Origin of the sequence: Pyxidicoccus trucidator (assembly GCF_010894435.1) — a bacterium.
Lineage (GTDB): Bacteria > Myxococcota > Myxococcia > Myxococcales > Myxococcaceae > Myxococcus > Myxococcus trucidator.
The window spans coordinates 87,605-104,875 of the sequence record NZ_JAAIXZ010000010.1 but is presented as its reverse complement, the minus strand read 5'-3'; the positions used below and the strand labels follow the sequence as shown (position 1 = coordinate 104,875).

Below are 17,271 nucleotides of genomic sequence, written 5' to 3'. Positions count from 1 at the left end.
GTTTGGGCCCACGCTGGCCGGGCCTGACGTGTCTGCCGCGGTTGCCAGGGCCGTCGAAGGAGCAGTTCCGGTGGTCCAGTGGCGTCCTCGACTGTTTCCTGTCGCGGGGCAAGAATGTGGGCCATGCAAGGAAAGAGCGTGGTCGTGACGGGTGCCTCGATGGGCATCGGCGAGGAGCTGTCGGTGGCGCTCGCGGCGCGGGGCGCGAACCTGGTGCTGGCCGCGAGGAGCGAGGATGCGCTTCAGCGGGTGAAGCAGCGGTGTGAGGCGGCGGGAGGCAAGGCCGTGGCGGTGGCCACGGACGTAGGGGACCCGGAGGCGTGCCGACGGATGGTGGAGCGGGCGGTGGAGGCGTTCGGCGGCATCGACGTGCTCGTGAACAACGCGGGCATCTCCATGGACGCGCGCTTCGAGGACATCACGGACCTGGGCCTGTTCGAGCGGCTGATGCGCATCAACTACCTGGGCGCGGTGTACTGCACGCACCACGCGCTGCCCCATCTGAAGGCGCGGCGCGGGCTGTTGGTGGCGGTGTCGTCGCTGACGGGGAAGACCGGGGTCCCCACGCGCTCGGGCTATGCGGCGAGCAAGCACGCGATGAACGGGTTCTTCGACTCGCTGCGTGTGGAGTTGATGGGCACGGGGGTGGACGTCACGGTGGTGTGCCCCGGCTTCGTGGCGACGAACGTGCGCGCCAACGCGCTGGGCAAGGACGGCAAGCCGCTCCAGGTGAGCGCGCACGACGAGTCCGAGGGCAACATGGACGTGGGCACGTGCGTGTCCATCATTCTGCGCGCCATGGACCAGCGTCAGCGCGAGGTGGTGATGACCACCAAGGGCAAGGTGGGCCAGTATCTCAAGCTGTTCACCCCGGGCCTGCTGGACCGCATCGTGTTCAACACGATTCAGGGCCGGCGGCGGTAGGGCGCGCCGTCCCACGGGGCCAGCAGCCGTGCACGACGCGGGGCGCGCCTACTTGCGGCGCGACGGAGTCTTCGGCCGCCGGAGGTCTTCCTTCTTCTTCGGCAGCTTGGGCCCGCTGGCGAGGTCGAACTCATAGGTGCCGCCGAGCAGGACGCGGAACTGGTAGATTTCACTGAGGTCCGGCGTCACCGCGACGCCGGCAACGGCCTCCAGCACCAGGCCGGGAAACGCCTCGTGGCGCACCACCGGGATGATCTCCACCTGGGTCGCGTTGTCGCGCCAGACCGGGGTGATGACATCCTCGAAGTAGTGACGGCCCACCACCTCGAGCCCCAGCATCGTGTAGTTGTCGAGGTTGTACGTGCCCGCCAGCGCGAACTGCACCGCGTCCGGGACGTCGAACTCCGGCAGTTCGTCCCTGTCCCGCGTGCCCTGGTGGAGGTAGCCACCGTTGAGCATGAAGCGCAGGTCCTTGCTCGCCCGGAACTCGCCGACGAAGGTGCCCTCCCAGTCCCACGTTCCGTCGGACAGGCTCGGGATGATGCCGTCCTCGTCGCTCGGTCCCGTGGGCAGCGTGACGCGCCCGTAGACGCCCAGCGCCACCTTCGACGTCTCCAGGAACGTCCACTGCATGCCGATGGGAATGTCTCCGAAGGCGAGCTCGAACTCGTCCTCGCCCGGAAGCCCCAGCGCCAACACCTCCAGGAAGAGGTTCACCTCCAGGTTGTCGAGGATGCCGAAGCGCAGGCTCGGAGAAATCTGCTGGTAGGGCTGCGACTCCTCGAAGTCGAGGGAGAAGAAGCCCTGGTACCGCAGGCCCAGCTCCAGGTTTCCGCTCTTCGTGGTCTCCGCGGTGCGCGTCACCATGGCGCGGTACGGACGGGCACGCGCGCTGGAGGCGACGAGGCAGGTGGCGACGAGGACAAGGGTGGCCAGTCGGGTGTGCATGCCGCCGGACCCTAACCGGTGACGCGGGCCCCAGCAGCGTGCGCATTGTCCCACCACGCCCGTCCGCTGCACTTCTGCACCGCGAACGGAACTCCGCGAAGGGGCCACGGCCTGACGGACGCGCCGACCCGCGTTCCGGCGATACCCTCGGGCGTCTCCAGGAAGGGGACGACGTCGTTCCCGGTGAGGTCATCCTCCGCTTCACCGAGCCGAACCGGCGGACGCTGGGCGCGAGTGGGTTGAGGACAGAATGATTGAATTTTTTGAGTTCCGTCCCGTATACGCGGCTGCCTCTCGCCATCCGCCGAGAGGCTTTGGAGGTTCCGACACGTGATGGGTATGCGCTGGATGTTGAGCTGGACTCTTCCGCTGGTGGCACTGGGCTTCTCCGCGGCGGCCTCCACCCCTTCGGAGGCCCCGAAAGCTCCACCGGCCGCGAGCGAGAAGGCTCCGACCCCTGGCACTCCGGAGGCGCCGCAGCCCGTGGCGCTCGCCTACCAGCCGGCGAGCTGTGACCCGGAGAAGGAGCTGCGGTGCATGTGCGTGGGGAGCGTGGGCTCGGCGGAGGCGGCGCTGAAGGAAATCGGCCTGGACGCGCAGGTCATCCGTACGAGCGGCGTGCCCTGCATCCAGGGCGACTTCGACCGCGACGGCAATCCGGACTACGCGTTCCCGGGCGCCGGCTATGCGGCGTGCAATGGCGCCGCTCCCGTGCGCATCGTCTTCACGAAGAAGGGGCTCGTCCGGGAGGTCCAGTCGCTCCCCCGCGAGATGAGCTGCTTCCAGCTCTACCGCCCGCACAAGAAGTCCGGCCGTGACGGCGTGCCGGCCACGAAGCAGGACGCGCTGGTCGACTGGGGGGAGGGCAACGCCACCTGGTTCTACCGCTACGACGGCAAGCGCTGGCTGGCCACGAGCCATGCGTCCGAGTCGAACTGACGCGTTCTCCGCCGCGCTTCTCCACGGGCCATGAACCGCAGGGGTGAGCGGCGGGTCCTCATTTCTGTCGGGAACGCGACTGCCCCTGCGACAGAGGGCCGGGAGGCTCCGGGCCCGTGCTCGTGCGACGCTGGGAGCTCGCATGAGCAACTCCTCTCAACCTCCGTCCGACGAGTCCTCCAGGCTCGCGCTCGACAACACCCATATGGCGGCGACGCGGACCCTGTTCTCGCTGGTGAGGACAGGCGCGGGGATTGCGGGCGCAGGCGCGCTCGTCACCGACCTGCTCATCAAGGGATGGCCACGCTGGGTGGTCCTCACGCTCTCCTCCGCCTTCGTCGTCCTCGGCTACTCGCTGATGTGGTCGGCCTTGAAGACGGGCAGGCGCCTGCGCGCGCAGGTCGAGGACCAGCAGCACGGAGAAGCGTTCCTGTTCCCGCTCCGGAAGGTCACGGTCTGGACGCTGTCCCTGCAGTTCCTGATTGTGACGGTGCTGGTGCTCTATTTCCTCGGCTGACGCCTCGCATGTGCGCGGTCGCCAGGCGCGAACGGCCCCGGGTCGACGTCCCCAGAGCCATTCGGAATCGCGCCCCCGGGCCGGAGGAGGCGGCCGGGTGCCAGCAGGGCGAGTCACCCCGTTGACACCCGGCCTATCTCAGCACGCCCGTGTCACGGGGCGGGGGTCAGCTCGTAGCCCACGTCCACGTTGAGGATGGTGGGCACGCACGCTTCGTGCGGACTGGTCAGGTCGGCCCGCCAGCAGAGCTGGGAGCCCTGGTGCGCGGTGAGGTCCACCACCGCCTCGTTCTGTCCCGCCGCGAAGGTGACGGGGACCCAGGTGGGCGTGGGATTCGCGGAGCAGCTGGACGGGTCGCATACCCGGCAGTCCGCAGCGACGAAGTAGCTGACGAGCGGCGACGCCGGTGTGCCACAGACGGACGGGAGGTGCTCCACCGCGAAATCCTCCGCGCGGAAGCGCACGCGGGACACGTTGCAAAGGCCCGCGACGGAGGGCGACTCCGCGTTGAGGACCGTGGAGCGCACGCTCCCTCCAATGCCCGTGCCCTGGAGACGGAAGACGACGTCGTTGAAGTCCCGGTCATCGCCGCCATTGACGTCCTCGAAGCCGAGAATCCACTGGTCTGGGGAGGTGTACGGCGCCCCGAGCATGACATGCGGGGTGCCGCCACTGACGGGCGCCTGCGGCCCCGTACGCACCATCGGCAACCCGAGCTGGCCGTGGGCTTCGGAGTCGAGCCGCGAGAGGGTCTCCGGCTCCAGCCAGCCGCACAGCCTCTGGCTGGGGTTGGTCACGGGGCAGCTGTAGGCACCGGGTAGGACCGGGTTACAGGCGGGGTGGTACTGGCAGCCCATGTTGCGCTGGGCCACCGGAGTGCCGACGACGTCCGGGTCCAGGTTCCACCGCGACTGCGAGAAGAAGACCGACGTGGAGGTCTTCAGGTGCAGGGTGCACCGGCCATCGGAGGCCTTGCGGAGGCAGGGGTACACCAGGCCGTACTCGGGGTCGTGCGGAACCGAGGCCTGGACGACGAGGAAGAAGACAATCTCCCTGCCCCCTTCCACCCACCCCAGGTCCACCGTGCGGTCCTGGGCGCTGATGCCAGGGTTCGGGTTGGTGGCGCGCGGGAGGCCCGTGGCGTCGTAGGCGGACACGTCGTAGTCGGGGATGCCATCCTCGAGGAAAGACACGTCCGACACCGCGCCGAGCCGGTTGAAGACGGCCTGGTCCCCGTCATCGTCCGCCAGCAGGAAGGCCACCTTCCCCACCCCCTTGAAGCCATTGGCGGAAGCGGCCGGCTCCAGCAGGTTGGGAATGCGCGGGTAGAGCCCGCCATCCGAGAAGCCCGTCCCCGGATTGGTCGTCGAGAAGGCGCCCACCACATCCACCGTGTTGAGGAGGTGCGTCATCCCCGGTCGGGCGTCCGCCAGGGACTGTCCCGCGGCGAAGGTGCTGGCGCAGGTGGAGTTCAGGGCCAGCTCGGGCTGGCTGTACTGGAAGCCCCCGGAGACGAACGTCCGCGGCGAGCAGCGGCGAGCGTTGCCGATGTACGGGCGAGCCTGGAAGCCGGAGGGGGGCGACAGGTTGTAGAGGTCCTCATGCAGGTCCGCGATGCCGTTGGCATTGGCATCCCGCAGGACGTCGTCCGACGTATCCCAGGGCGTGTACCGCGTATCGACATAGCCGCGGGTGACGAGGTCGTCGTAGTAGAGCCAGCCGAGCGAGTGACTCGCGTCTGACTGCTCGCTGACGAACGACACGGAGAGCCGCCGATCGTTCATGAACAGGATGCGCTCCGCGTCCGGGACGCGAAGGTTTGTATGCAGGTGCAGCTTCGGCGGCATGTCATTGGAGAGCGCCACGTTCTCGAGAGAGAGCTCCATCGGGCGGAAGTCGCCCTGACGGTCCTCGCCCAGGTCACGCTGCACGTCGATGGAGAACTCCGCGGACGTGGAGAGCCCGAGCATGTTGGTGGCAGTGAAGCTCACGGGAGCGCTGCCCGTGGCGAGGCACAGCGGCGGACTCCACGAGACCTCGCTCGTGTTCACACCGTGCGTCGGGGTCCCCAGCAAGCCCGAGCTGGCTGACCAGTTGAAGGTGAGCGCGCCGCCCTGCGGGTCGCTCGCGACCACGCCGAACTGAGCGGAGTCCTCGGGGCGCACCTGGGCGGCGGACTGGGAGACGCTGACGAGCTCCGGCGGAAGCTGGGCCTCGCTTCGAGGGGCCAGGATGGACAGACATACGACGGCGGACAGGGACCAGGGCAATCGATTCATACGTGGATGCATTTCAATCTCCTCCCGGGGAGCACTCACGGGTAGGGGCTTGCATCCTGACCTCGACCCTTGACGCTTCCCACGCGCGCCGGAAGCTGGGGCATTCCACGCTGCGGCTGGGTGTCGCCGCAGAATGCCTCGAGGTGCGCGGCGCGGCGAAGCAGTAGGCTTGGGTGGATGGCGAACCACCTGGCCTGCATCGGAATCCACGCCACCGACCGGGCGTCCTTCGCACGCGTCCTGGACTCCCTGCTGGAGCACACCACGACCGCGGGCACGACGCCCGGCCATGAGCTGAAGCTGTGGTCCGACGCCTCGGGGGCCAGCTACGGCTTCGTCTTCACCCGCGAGGGCCAGGTGGAGTGCTCCACTCCGGGCTTCCGGGCGGAGTCGCGCCTACGGGTGCGCGCCACCGGCTTCGCCGCCAACAAGAGCTGCCGCTTCTGCGACCTGCTCGAGGCCGAGGTAGTCGACTCCGAGGGCCACGTCCTCTACCCGTTCGCCACGAAGCTCGAGGACCTCGTGCTGGTGCGCGAGCGCATCCAGGCCGGCGCGGCGCTGGAGCTGGCACCGTGCGCCTTCGCCGAGTCGCTGCAGGCCTGGCCGGACAAGGCTGCCTACGAGGCCTCGCGCAAGCCGGGCAAGGGGCAGTTGGGCTCGCAGTTCTTCATCCCCAACCCCGCCGCGCTCATGAAGAAGGGCGGCCCTCCTCCGCCCGTCGAGCCCCGGGCCCACTTCACCGGGCACGTCGAGGCTGCGGACGTGCGCACCAACGGCGTCACCGGCCAGCCGTTCCAGCACGCCCTCGTGCGGACCTACGGCGGTGTGTACGACGTGCTCGCGGCGGCCGACGAGAGGACGCCCCGGCTGCAGCCCGGCAACATCGTCAGGGGGACCTTCTGGCTGGTGGCGCGCGTGACGGCGGGCCTGGACTGAGCGGGGCAGTGGCCCCAACTGCGCCAGCCGCCGGAGGCTTCAGCCCAGGTGGACCGCACGCCGCAGGCCTTCACACCCCGCAGACCCGCTCCGCCTCGTTCACGCAGCCGCTCGTGTCCCGGCAGCTCTTGCAGCGCAGCTTCGTGTTGTTGTGCTTGTAGTAGCAGCTGACAGGCTCGGAGCGGGCGTCACGGACCTCGCAGAACACGATGGTCCCCGTGGAGCAGAGCGGCTCCGCCACCGGCTCGCCGCAGCAGCCCTCGCCGTCGAAGTGGGGCCGCAGCTCCGTGGTGCACTCCATTCCGGTCGGCGCGTCCGTCCCCTCGTCTCCAGGGTCCACGCCGGAACATGCAGTGAGAGTCAGGGCAAGGAGCCATCGCCACGGTCTGGAGTTCACGTGTTGTTCCTGTCTGGGAGGTGGGCGGGTGACGGTGCCTGTGGCACCACGGGGAAGCACGCGACCGTCGTTATTACCACGGTCCACGCCGCGCTCCTGGAGGAGACCTGCTCCGCCAGACGACACCCCGTGTAGGCGAAAGCGGCATTCCCGTGAACTCCGTGGGGCGGGCGTTCTATGATCATGGGATGACCACCCAGAACGGGCGCCCCGAGGACGATCTGGCGGCCGCCTTCAACCCGCTGGCCCCCGACCAGATAGAGAACCCCTTCGCGATGTACACGCGGCTGCGCCGCGAGCGGCCCATCTTCCACAGCCCCATGTTCGACCTGTGGGTCGTCACCCGGTACGCGGACATCGCCGAGGTGGAGCGGGACACCGCGCGCTTCTCCTCCGTGGGAGCGCTCGAGGCCCGGGCCGAGCCGCACCCCGAGGTGCGCAAGGTCCTCGCGCAGGGCTACTCCCGGTTCCTCTCCCTCGTGCAGAGCGACCCGCCGGACCACACGCGCATCCGCAACGTGTTCGGCCGGGCCTTGAGCCCCCAGCGCATCGCCGCGATGGAGCCCGCCATCCGGGCAACCACGAACGGGCTCATCGATGGCTTCGTGAACGACGGCCAGGTGGACCTGATTCAGCAGTTCGCCTATGCGCTGCCTGGCTTCATCATCTGCGACCTGCTCGGAGTGTCGCGCGCGGACATGCAGCAGCTCAAGGGCTGGTCCGACGACAAGACGGTGCTGATGTCGGCGACAGCGCCCATCGAGCAGCAGGTCGAGTGCGCGCACGGCTTCATCGCCATGGAGCGCTACTTCAAGGAGAAGCTCCTCGAGCGGAGCCGCAAGCCTCGCGAGGACCTGCTCACGCTCCTCGTGCCGCAGTCGATGGGCGGCACCGCGCCCATGAGCGAGCAGGAGGCGGTCTGCAACGCCATGGACCTGATGTCCGCCGGCCATGAGACGACGACGAGCTTCATCGGCAGCGGTATGTGGCTGCTGCTCTCGGCCCCCGAGCAGCTGAAGGCGGTGAGGGAAGACCTGAGCCTGCTGCCCAACGCCCTCGATGAGATGCTGCGCAAGGAGCCGCCCATCCGGGGCTTCTTCCGCCAGGTGACGACGGACACGACGCTCGGCGGGGTCTCCCTCCCGAAGGGCGCGCGGCTGTTCATCCTCTACGAGTCCGGCAACCACGACGAGACGCAGTTCTCCGACCCGGACCGCTTCGACATCCGCCGCACCGACGCGAAGAAGCACCTCGCGTTCGGCAAGGGCATCCACTTCTGCGTGGGCGCCCCGCTGGCGAAGCTGGAGGGGCGGATTGCCTTCGAGCAGCTCCTGCAGCGGCTGCCCAACCTGCGGCTGCGCACGGACGAGCCCGCGGTGCGCCGGCCGTACCTCATGCTCCGCGGCTTCGAGCACCTGCCCATCGCCTGGGACGTACCGGCGTAGGCCTCAGCGGAGGGCCGGGCGCCTCTCAGGGGCGCCCGGCGGCCTCCGTGGCGCAGCCAGCCGCTTCGCTTGCGCGCAGGATGCGGCCGGGCACAGGCGCCACCAGCGGCTTGCCTCGTGCCTTCCAGTGCTCGATGAGCGCGTCGCGCAGGGTCAGCGCATGGCGCTCGCCCAGGTCGATGCTTGCGGGAGGCAGCGCCTTGAGCGCCTCCTCCAGCCCGCTGCCACCGCGCGCCAGGAAGTCGGGCATGGCCACCCGGAAACGCTTCCCGGCCGGAAGGGGCTTTCCGGACGGAAGGGTGACGGAGACGAGCCGCTGCAGCCCGTTGCACTCCCCCACCCCCACCTTCAGCCCCGACACCTGGAAGGTGCCCTTGCGTCCATAGGCGGCCTCCAGCAGCCGCAGCAGCTCCGGTGCCGTGACGGTGACGACGGCGAGGGTGTTGTCGAAGGGAAGCACCTCGTAGACCGTGCCGTAGGTGAGCTCGCCGGCCGGCAGGTCCGCGCGCAGGCCGCCGCTGTTGAGCAGGGCCACGTCGGACCCCGTGACTTCGCGCAGCGCGTCCGCCAGCACGCTTCCGAGAGGGCTCTCCGTGTCGTGGCTGCGGGTGAGCGCCGCCGGCACGCGCACCCCCAGTGGGCGCCGCTGCACCTCCTCCACGCGGGCGAGCGCCTCGGCGAGCTGCGCCTCCAGCGTCGCGTCGGCCACCACCACGCGCCCGCGGAAGGTGGCGGAAACGAGCTCGAGCCGCTTCGCCTCCTTCAGCTTCCGCTCCTCACACGTGCCCAGCGCCGCGTCCACCCGCGCGCACACCGGGACTGAGCCCTGCAGCAAGGTCCGCTCGGGGAGCACCTTGCGCGTCACCGGGTCCACGAAGAGTTCCACGAGCCCGAAGGCGCGGCCCTTGCCCGACGTCTCGATGACCGGCGTGCCGCGGATGAAGTGGCCCACCGGCTGGTGCGTGTGCCCGGCCACCACCGCGTCCAGCGTGCCCTCTGGCAGCGACTCCAGGAGCTCGACAATCTCACTGTCCCCACGGTCGCACGAGGAGGCGTCGCGCGGGTCGTCCAGGCGCTTGCAGACCGCGCCAGCGTGGGCCACCGCGACCACCACCTCGGCCCCACGGGCGCGCAGGCGCTGGGCCGCGGCGAGCGCCGCCGGAGCCAGGGGAGCGAAGCGCAGGCTCGCCACGTTCACCGGGTTGGTCACCTTCGGGGTGTGGGGCGTGGCCAGCCCGAGGATGCCGATGCGCACCCCCCGCCGCTCCACCAGCAGCGTGCCCTCGTTGCCCAGCCAGGTAGGGCCCACACCCGTCTCGCTGTCGGTGACGTTGACGCCGAGCACCGGGAAGCGCGCCTGGGCAATGCGGGCCTTGAGCGCGCCGAAGGGGTCGTCCCCGGCGAGCGCCACCGAGCGCGGCCCCACGGGGCCGTAGTCGAACTCGTGGTTTCCGAGCGCCGAGGCGTCATAGCGGAGCGCGTTCATCGCGCCGATGACCACCTCGCCCTCGGTGAGGTTGGAGGCCAGCGTGCCCTGGAAGAGGTCTCCTCCGTCCAGGAGCAGCACCCCGTCCGGGTTCTCCGCCCGGAGGACCGCCACGTAGCCGGCGAGCGTCGCCAGCCCGCCCTGCTCCACCCCGGTGCCATCCGGCAGCGTGGCACGGGAAGGCATCACCCAGCCGTGCAGGTCATTGGTCCCCACCACGGTGATGCGGAGGGGCTCGGGCGCGGCCTCCGCCGCGCTGGGGCGCAGGGGCAGCGGCGCCACGGGGGCGGCCTCCGGCACGGGCGGAGTGGAGGCGCAGGCGGCGAGGAGGGCGGACAGCAGCCCGAGGAGGCGCGGACGGGTGGCGGAAGTCACACGCCCGTCTAGAACGGCAACACCGCCGGGTTCAAGCGGCCTCGGCGGAGGCGCCCGCAAAGACACGGGGCCCCCCGCGAGCGAACGCGAGGAGCCCCGGTATGCCCCTGTGGGCCACGGCTCCCGGAGTCAGGCCTCCGGGAGCGAGGACCGCAGGGCTAGTTGCGCACGCGCAGCAGCAGCTCGGCCTGCATCGGGCTGCGGCGGCTCGTCGCCGTGCCGAAGCGGTTGTTGGTGGCGCGGTACTGCTCCTGCACGAACGTGACGTCGCTGTTGTTGAGCACGTTGAACATGATGAGCGTGAGCTCCATCTTGGTCTCGTTCGTCTTCACCAGGCGGTTCAGGTCATACCGGGCCTGGATGTCGAACAGGAACTGGCTCGGCTGGCGCAGCTGGGAGACGGCCGCCGGGTCATTGAAGTCCGGGATGCCGTTGCCGGTGTTGTAGGAGTGGCCGGTGCCGCGCGGCGAGCGCACCACGCGCTGCCGGTCCACGGTGCCCTCCTGGAACATCCACATCGGGGCGCCGGTGCGGTAGTTGAAGCGCAGGCCGAAGTCGAGCCCGAAGCGGGTGGTGTACCCGATGGAGCCCTTCATCGTGTGGCGGATGTCCTCCGGCGACGGGCCCTCGAAGAAGCGCTTGAAACGGGGGTTGAAGCCGTAGCCGTCGAAGTAGTCACCCACCGTGCCGTTGCTGTAGGCCAGGGTGTAGTTCGCGAGCAGATCCCACGGGCCCGTCCTGCCCTGCACCCACAGGTCCATGCCCCGGTAGTCGCGCCAGGCGTCGTCCGGGTTGTGGATCTTCACCACCGTGTGATTCACACCGTCCACGTAGCCCACCACGCGCTGCCCGGACGGATCCCAGATGCGGTTGATCTCCTCGTCCACCCACATGTTCGAGTACTTGCGGTAGGTGAGGTCGACGCCGATGACGGACTGCTCGCTCAGCGCGTGGTGCAGGCCGAAAGCGAGCTCGTCCACGTGCGGCGGGGTGTGGCTGCCCTTGTCGAAGAAGCGGCCGGAGGGGCCGCCCGAGACGCTGCACTGGCTGTTGCCGACGGTGTCCGGCGCACAGTCCGCGAAGGCGCCGCCGCTGAAGGTGGAGCGCACCTGGAGCAGGTCCGGGTTGGCGTGCTGGGCGATGAAGACGTCACCCACCTCGTTCGAGCGGCCGTAGTGCGCCTTGACGAGCGTCGTCCGGTTGCCGAACAGGTCGTACGTGGCCGACAGGCGCGGGCCCACGCCCACCAGGTTGGTGATGAACTGGTCGTTGTCGCCGTACAGCCGGCCCACGTCCGCGCGCAGACCGGCCACCAGCGTGAGGTAGCGGTTGACGTTCCAGCGGTCCTGGAAGAAGGCGCCGGTGATGAGGTCGCCAGCCTCGGTGGTCAGCGGGGCCTGCACGCCCTCGGAGTTGTAGAAGTCGATGCGCTCGTTGCAGAACTGGAAGGTCGCCGGGTCGTCCGGGTTGCACTCGCCATTGCGGTCATTGAAGCGGCTGTTGCCAATCACCTGCGCCGTCTTCTCGCCGCTCAGGTAGCTGACCTGCAGGCCCGCCTTCATCTGGTGGTTCTTCACCTTGAAGAGCAGCGTCGGGTCGAACTGGTAGCGCATGCGCTGCTCGGTCACCAGGTTGCCCACCTCGTTGCGCAGCGCACCGGCGTTCCGGTACGTGGTGCTGTTGTAGATGTGGGCAATGTCCTGCGAGTCCTCGTTCATCGGGCCCTGCCAGATGTCCTTGTAGGTGGTGCCCGTCTGGAGCTGGAAGAGGACGTTGTCGGTGATGCTCCGGTCGTAGTTGACGATGGCGAAGAAGCCGCCGCGGTCAATCTGCGTCTCCGCTTCCGGGGTGGCGGACGTCTGGGCAACCTGGTTGGTGATGGCGTTGTTGTCGTAGTTGAACGCCAGAGACACGCGGTCCTTCGCCGTGGGCTGCCAGGTGAGCTTCAGGCGGGCCAGGCGCGTCTCCGTGTCGGTCCGGCGGTTCTCCTCACCCAGCGGCGTCTCGCGCTGGGAGAAGTTCCACTGGCCGGAGAGGTAGAACCACAGCTTGTCCTTGATGATGGGGCCGCCCACGCCCACCAGCGGACTGTAGAAGGCCGTCTCCGACAGCGGCACCTCGTTCTGCGTGTAGTTGGCCACGTTGGGGTTCTGGTTGGCCGCGCCCCGGTACTTCGCGTTCGCCCAGGCCGGCGAGAGAATCATCGTCACGTCGTAGGTGAACTTGTTGGAGCCGCTCTTGCTGACGACGTTCTCGATGAGGCCCAGCGAGTTGTACTGGGCATCCAGGCCGCCGGTGATGACCTCGAAGTTCTCCACCGCGTAGAAGCTCATCGGCGAGCTGATGCTGCCGTCCACCACGTCGGACGTGTCCATGCCGTCCACGTAGAACTTGCCGTAGCGCGACAGGCCGGCGCGCAGGCTGGGCGCGTTGCCCTGGCCCACACCCGCCACGAGCTGGGGCATGGCCTGCACCTGCGTGAAGACGGGCGAGGTGGCCGCCTTCTCCGCGTTCATCACCGCGCCCATCTGCGCGGAGTCCGGGTTGATGATGGGGTTGACCTTCTCGACGATTTCATAGGTGGCCACCGCCTGCGCCTCGGTGAACACCTCCAGCTTCACGTCCACCTGCGTGGCCTGGCCGAGCAGGACGGTGATGCCCGTCCTCTTGATGGGGGCGAAGCCGGGGACGTTGACCTCGAGCACGTAGCCCTCGCCCGGGGGCAGGGTGCCGAACTCGAAGCGGCCGTCCTCGCCGCTGGTGCGCGACTGGGGCTGCTGCAGCGCCGGGCCGCTCACGGTGAGGGGCACCTCGGAGAGCGGGGCGCCCGTCGGGTCGTACACGTAGCCGGCCACGCGGCCGTAGTTCTGGCTCGCGGCGAGCGCAGTCACGGGGAGGACCGCGACGAGCGCCAGCAGCAGCAGCGCGAGGCCGCCACGGAAGGAGGGAGTCTTCATGGAAGGGCTCACGGGAGAAAGGGTGGCGCTCACAGGGTGCTCCCCACGGCGAAGAGCACGCCGGAGTACCGGGTGATGGGCGTGATGTTGAGCTCGGTCTCCGTGCAGACGTCGATGCACAGGCCGGTGTAGCTGGAGGCCGGCTTCGCCGCGGTCGCGGTGAAGGTGCGCAGGCGCACCACCGGCGACCAGGCCTCCTCACCGGGCAGGGCGGCGAACAGGAACACGGGCGTCTCCGTGGCGGGGGCGCCCGTGGGGGGGCTCACCAGGACGCCGTCCATCACCTTCACATTGCCGGTTTCATCCACCGGCACGGTACCGCCGTCCAGGTAGGCCAGCTGCAGCCCGCGGTACCAGCCGCCCTGGGCGACGAACTCGGAGCCCTGGCGCAGCGGGTTGAGCTGCGCGGACACGTCGATGATGGCGCGCAGGGCGACGGTGTCGCCCTCCTCGGCGGCACCGCCGAAGGCGCCCTTGGTGAGCGAGGTGACATCCTTGGCGGCATTGCACTGCTGGCCGCCCGTGCCCGTCCAGCGCGTCACCTTGACCAGCGGTAGCACCGGCGGGGTGGTGTTGCCGGTGACGGTCAGCGGCAGCGCGGCGAAGAGGGGCCACTGCACCGTCTCCGGATAGCTGTCGGTGCGGAAGTCGAAGTCCGCCTTGCCCGTGATGCAGCCGTCCGTCAGGTCGTAGGACGTGCTCACCACCCTGCTCGCCGGCAGGTAGGGGCGCCCGTTCTCATCCACGGGGACGCCCGAGTTGGTGAGTACGCCCTTGTCGTCCTTTCGCTCGGTGGCCACCTGGCCCAGGTTGTAGAAGGGCACGCTCGTGCCCTTCGCCCGGGCCGTCGCGGGCCGGTAGACGCCGCTCGTGGGCCGGAACTTCGCATCAAGGGTCGAGGCGTCGATGACGCCCTGGTACGTGTCGCCGACCTCCTCGGTCGAATCGCTACACGCCACAGCACCCAGGGCTGCTACGAGCCCGAGTGCGTACATCTTGTTTGTCATCACGAAAGATACCTCTGGGGATGGGGACGAGGTGGCGGCGCTGTACCACGAGTACGAGGCCCGCTGGTACCAGTCGGGTGCCTTCCACGTGACAGGCGGGTCCGCCCCACCCTGGAGCAGGATGTACCTCCTGAGGCATGGCGCCGGGCTTGTGGTATGCCCTGCCCCAGCATGTTCGCGCAGCAGACCGATCCTCCTCCGCGCATCCTCGGCTTCGCCGCCTTCTCCATCGCCGTCCACGTCGGCATCGTGGCGGTGCTGGTGTTCCTGGTGAAACCCATCGTCATCGAGGCGGAGCAGCCCATCGAGGTGGTGCTGAACCTCGGCAGGGCCCCGCCTCCGCCCCCCCCTCCCCCGCCGCCCGCGGCGCGAAAGACGACTCCGCGCAAGGTGGAGAAGAAGCCCAGGACAGAGCTACGCCAGCCCGTGGAGGTGCAGCCCATTCCCGAGGAGAAGCCCGTCGAGGCGGCGACTCCGGAGCCCGAGACTCCAGAGCCCGAGACGCCCGCCGAGGGCGGTGTCGAGGGTGGCGTGGAGGGCGGTGTAGCAGGTGGGGTGGTAGGAGGCGTGGTGGGAGGCGTCGTGGGCGGCACCCTTGGGGGGACTGGCTCTGGCGAGCCGGTGAAGCCCAAGAATGTGCCCCCCTTCGTCATCCAGCGTGACGTGGTGCGCCAGTCGTCGCCGCGCCTGTCCGAGGTGTTCAAGCAGGCCCACCGCGGTCAGACGGTGCAGGGCATCTACAAGGTGTGCGTCGCCACCAACGGCAGCGTGTACGAAGTGACCCCGGTGAAGTCCGTACCCGGCGCGGATGACGACATCATCAAGGGACTCAAGGTGGGCTGGGAGTACAAGCCCCAGAAGGTCCCGGTGTGCTTCCTCTACAATATCCCCATCACCATCCAGTGAGACGGTAGCGGGCAAGGGGTTCGGCGCGGGTTGCCGTGCCTATGGAGGAGGTGGCCGGCGCTCGGGGACGCTCTTGTAGGCGGCCCACGACAGCGCCACCTCCCTGCCTACCGCGTCACGCCCATGGAGGGAGTCCACCACCTGCTTGACGTCCGGTGTCACTTCGGACGGGCGCACCGTGACGTGGCCGCGGAAGCCTCCGCGTCCCAGCTCCTCCTCCACGGTGATGACCTCGTGCCAGGGACGCGTCCGGACGTCCACCTGGTCATCCCAGCCCACGGTGACGCGCTCCACGCGCTCCCACGTGACGTCGCCGTCCTCCGGGACGTGCACCACCACCCGGCTCTTCCAGCCCTCCGCGCCGGAGGGCTCGCGCCCCAGCTCGACCTCCAGCGTCGCCCACGGGGGAACGTCAGCGGCTGGCTGCCCCCGGACCCGCGCGAAGGCCGTGGCGCTCAGCGCGCCGCCCGCTCCATCGCGCGCCGTGAGCCGCACCGTGAAGTCACCCACGTCCGTCGCCCCGAGCGCTCGCATGTCATAGGCATGGGTGGCCGTGGGCTCGACGGTGACCGACGACGTCCCATCGCCGAAGTCCCATTGGTACCCGGTGAGCGGCCCCCCGCCCGGAGTCACCGCCTGGAAGACGAAGTCCGCCGGCCCCCGCTGGGTGACCACGACGCGCAGCGGCTCCGCCGCCTGTGACTCCCCTGCCCCGCATGCGCGCACGTCGATGCCCACCACCTGCTCGGCCAGCACACCCACGCGCCGGCCTCCCAGGTCCCTGCACACCTGGAAGCGCACGTAGTACCGACCCGCCGTCTTCGGAGCGCGCCACTGGAGCCGCGCGCCCGGGTGCAGCTCGGCCCCCGTGTCGGAGCCCGGCCACACCCAGCGGTGCACGGCGTCTGGCTCCGGCGCGCCGCCCACGCGGGCGGACAGCATCATCGGCTCGCCCGCGCAGACCCACGGACGGTCCGCGTCGATGCCCTCGATGACGGCGCTGGACGCCAGCACCACCCGCTCCTCGTTCAAGGCCAGGGAGAGCGCCTCCCCCGTGGCAGCGGGGGGAACGGGCGCCGAGGCCACTGGCAACGGCCGTGCGCGCTCCACCGGAACCGGCGCGGACTCCGTCGCGCGCGGCTTCGCCACCACCACCGTGCCCAGGCTGGTGGGCCGCAGCGGTGCTTCCCCACCCTCGGGAAGCACCAGCGCCATGCCAATGAGCACCAGGGCTCCGCCCGCCACGAGGACGAGCCAACCCCGGACGCGCTTCCCACCGTCACGGTCGTCAGGAGGCATGGGAGCGGGGCATCAGAAGCCGAAGTCGTTGAGGTGCCGCCGGTAGCCCTGGGAGTTGGGCCGGTACCACTGGTCGTCCCAGCCCTTGAACTCGACGTCGTCGAGCAGCCGCTCCGTCTTGCCGTTGAGGAGCACCTGGTTGATCAACGGCACGGCCGTGGAGCCCACGTTGCGGGCTACGAGCTTGCTGCTCGTGTCGAGCATCTCCGTCTTGTACTTGCTGCAGTAGTCCTGCGAGAGGCAGCCCCTGTCACACGTGGCGAGGTTGTTGTAGGTCGCGTGCTTGTCCTCGGCGACGTACAGCGTGGGCCATCCCCGGTACGCGTTGCGTGAGTCGCTCGTGTCGTACTCGAGCTGCTCGTACGAGTACCAGGCCGACGAGTCACACACGCTCTTGCGGTGCGCGGACAGGTAGACCGAGTCCAGGTACCAGCGCCCTCCGGAGTAGTGCACCTCGAAGATCTGGAACTCGGGGTCCCCGTCATGGCCGGTGGTGACGCCGGTGTCCTCGAAGAAGGTGTCCAGGTAGAAGATGCGCAGCGTGCGCGTGGCGAAGGACTCGCTCTTCACCGCGAAGTAGGGCCGGCGGCTGTAGCCGCTCTCGCCCGTGTCGAACCAGAAGCGGGGCATGAAGGCCAGCGCGACCTGGTACTCGCAGTCGTCGGAGAGCCCGTCCCGGTCCGCGTCCGTGCCAGTGCCCCAGCAGTTGTCCCCATAGGGAATGGTGGAAAGGCCATCGGCCCGGGCCGCCGGGGCCGACATCGCGACGAGGAAACCCAACGACATGATGACGGTTCGGATACCGCGGCTCATGGAGGCACTCCGGGGGGGGGGACGTCGAGGGAGCCCGGAGGCT

The 17,271-nt window shown here is 69.2% G+C and carries 14 protein-coding genes; 6 read left to right on the top strand and 8 right to left on the bottom strand.

All coding sequences use genetic code 11. The features are described from left to right. Positions 1–114: 114 nt before the first annotated feature. Positions 115–924: an SDR family oxidoreductase gene (locus G4D85_RS26675; RefSeq protein ID WP_164016822.1), complete on the top strand. Its 810-nt coding sequence runs from the start codon at positions 115–117 to the stop codon at positions 922–924. A 48-nt stretch (positions 925–972) separates the two neighbouring features. Here G4D85_RS26675 and G4D85_RS26670 read toward each other — a convergent pair whose 3' ends face one another. Beyond that, positions 973–1,872, bottom strand: coding sequence for a hypothetical protein (locus G4D85_RS26670; RefSeq protein ID WP_164016821.1), 900 nt, complete (start codon positions 1,870–1,872; stop codon positions 973–975). A gap of 333 nt (positions 1,873–2,205) precedes the next feature. On the opposite strand from G4D85_RS26670, the gene G4D85_RS26665 reads away from it, so the two are divergent. Both G4D85_RS26665 and G4D85_RS26660 read left to right on the top strand, forming a co-directional pair. Beyond that, positions 2,206–2,811 (top strand): hypothetical protein, encoded by a 606-nt coding sequence (locus G4D85_RS26665; protein ID WP_164016820.1) that lies wholly within the window; start codon positions 2,206–2,208, stop codon positions 2,809–2,811. A gap of 142 nt (positions 2,812–2,953) precedes the next feature. After that, positions 2,954–3,328 carry a hypothetical protein gene (locus G4D85_RS26660; RefSeq protein ID WP_164016819.1) on the top strand — a complete coding sequence of 125 codons (375 nt, stop codon included), beginning with the start codon at positions 2,954–2,956 and terminating at the stop codon, positions 3,326–3,328. 152 nt (positions 3,329–3,480) lie between these two features. Here G4D85_RS26660 and G4D85_RS26655 read toward each other — a convergent pair whose 3' ends face one another. Next, on the bottom strand, positions 3,481–5,607 hold the full coding sequence (locus tag G4D85_RS26655) for a DUF4114 domain-containing protein (RefSeq protein ID WP_164016818.1): 2,127 nt from the start codon (positions 5,605–5,607) through the stop codon (positions 3,481–3,483). 177 nt (positions 5,608–5,784) lie between these two features. On the opposite strand from G4D85_RS26655, the gene G4D85_RS26650 reads away from it, so the two are divergent. After that, a complete protein-coding gene (locus tag G4D85_RS26650) occupies positions 5,785–6,543 on the top strand; it encodes a hypothetical protein (RefSeq protein ID WP_240359511.1) in 759 nt (252 codons plus the stop codon). A gap of 70 nt (positions 6,544–6,613) precedes the next feature. Here the strand turns inward: G4D85_RS26650 and G4D85_RS26645 are convergent, their stop codons facing one another. Further along, entirely contained in the window at positions 6,614–6,883 is a 270-nt protein-coding gene (locus G4D85_RS26645; protein ID WP_164016817.1) for a hypothetical protein, read from the bottom strand. Positions 6,884–7,128: 245 nt separating this feature from the next. On the opposite strand from G4D85_RS26645, the gene G4D85_RS26640 reads away from it, so the two are divergent. Then, positions 7,129–8,385 carry a cytochrome P450 gene (locus G4D85_RS26640; RefSeq protein ID WP_164016816.1) on the top strand — a complete coding sequence of 419 codons (1,257 nt, stop codon included), beginning with the start codon at positions 7,129–7,131 and terminating at the stop codon, positions 8,383–8,385. A gap of 25 nt (positions 8,386–8,410) precedes the next feature. Here G4D85_RS26640 and G4D85_RS26635 read toward each other — a convergent pair whose 3' ends face one another. From G4D85_RS26635 to G4D85_RS26625, 3 genes are all read right to left on the bottom strand, one after another. Beyond that, a complete protein-coding gene (locus G4D85_RS26635) occupies positions 8,411–10,246 on the bottom strand; it encodes a bifunctional metallophosphatase/5'-nucleotidase (RefSeq protein ID WP_164016815.1) in 1,836 nt (611 codons plus the stop codon). Positions 10,247–10,404: 158 nt separating this feature from the next. Next, on the bottom strand, positions 10,405–13,203 hold the full coding sequence (locus tag G4D85_RS26630) for a TonB-dependent receptor (RefSeq protein ID WP_164016814.1): 2,799 nt from the start codon (positions 13,201–13,203) through the stop codon (positions 10,405–10,407). Positions 13,204–13,232: 29 nt separating this feature from the next. Next, positions 13,233–14,210, bottom strand: a complete 978-nt coding sequence (locus tag G4D85_RS26625; protein ID WP_164016813.1) for a hypothetical protein — start codon at positions 14,208–14,210, stop codon at positions 13,233–13,235. Between the two features lie 171 nt (positions 14,211–14,381). Here G4D85_RS26625 and G4D85_RS26620 point away from each other — a divergent pair, with 171 nt between their 5' ends. Then, positions 14,382–15,116, top strand: a complete 735-nt coding sequence (locus G4D85_RS26620) for a PaxA (RefSeq protein ID WP_164016812.1) — start codon at positions 14,382–14,384, stop codon at positions 15,114–15,116. A gap of 39 nt (positions 15,117–15,155) precedes the next feature. Here G4D85_RS26620 and G4D85_RS26615 read toward each other — a convergent pair whose 3' ends face one another. Next, positions 15,156–16,415, bottom strand: coding sequence for a PKD domain-containing protein (locus G4D85_RS26615; RefSeq protein WP_164016811.1), 1,260 nt, complete (start codon positions 16,413–16,415; stop codon positions 15,156–15,158). A 12-nt stretch (positions 16,416–16,427) separates the two neighbouring features. After that, a complete protein-coding gene (locus tag G4D85_RS26610; RefSeq protein WP_164016810.1) occupies positions 16,428–17,228 on the bottom strand; it encodes a hypothetical protein in 801 nt (266 codons plus the stop codon). Positions 17,229–17,271 lie beyond the last annotated feature (43 nt).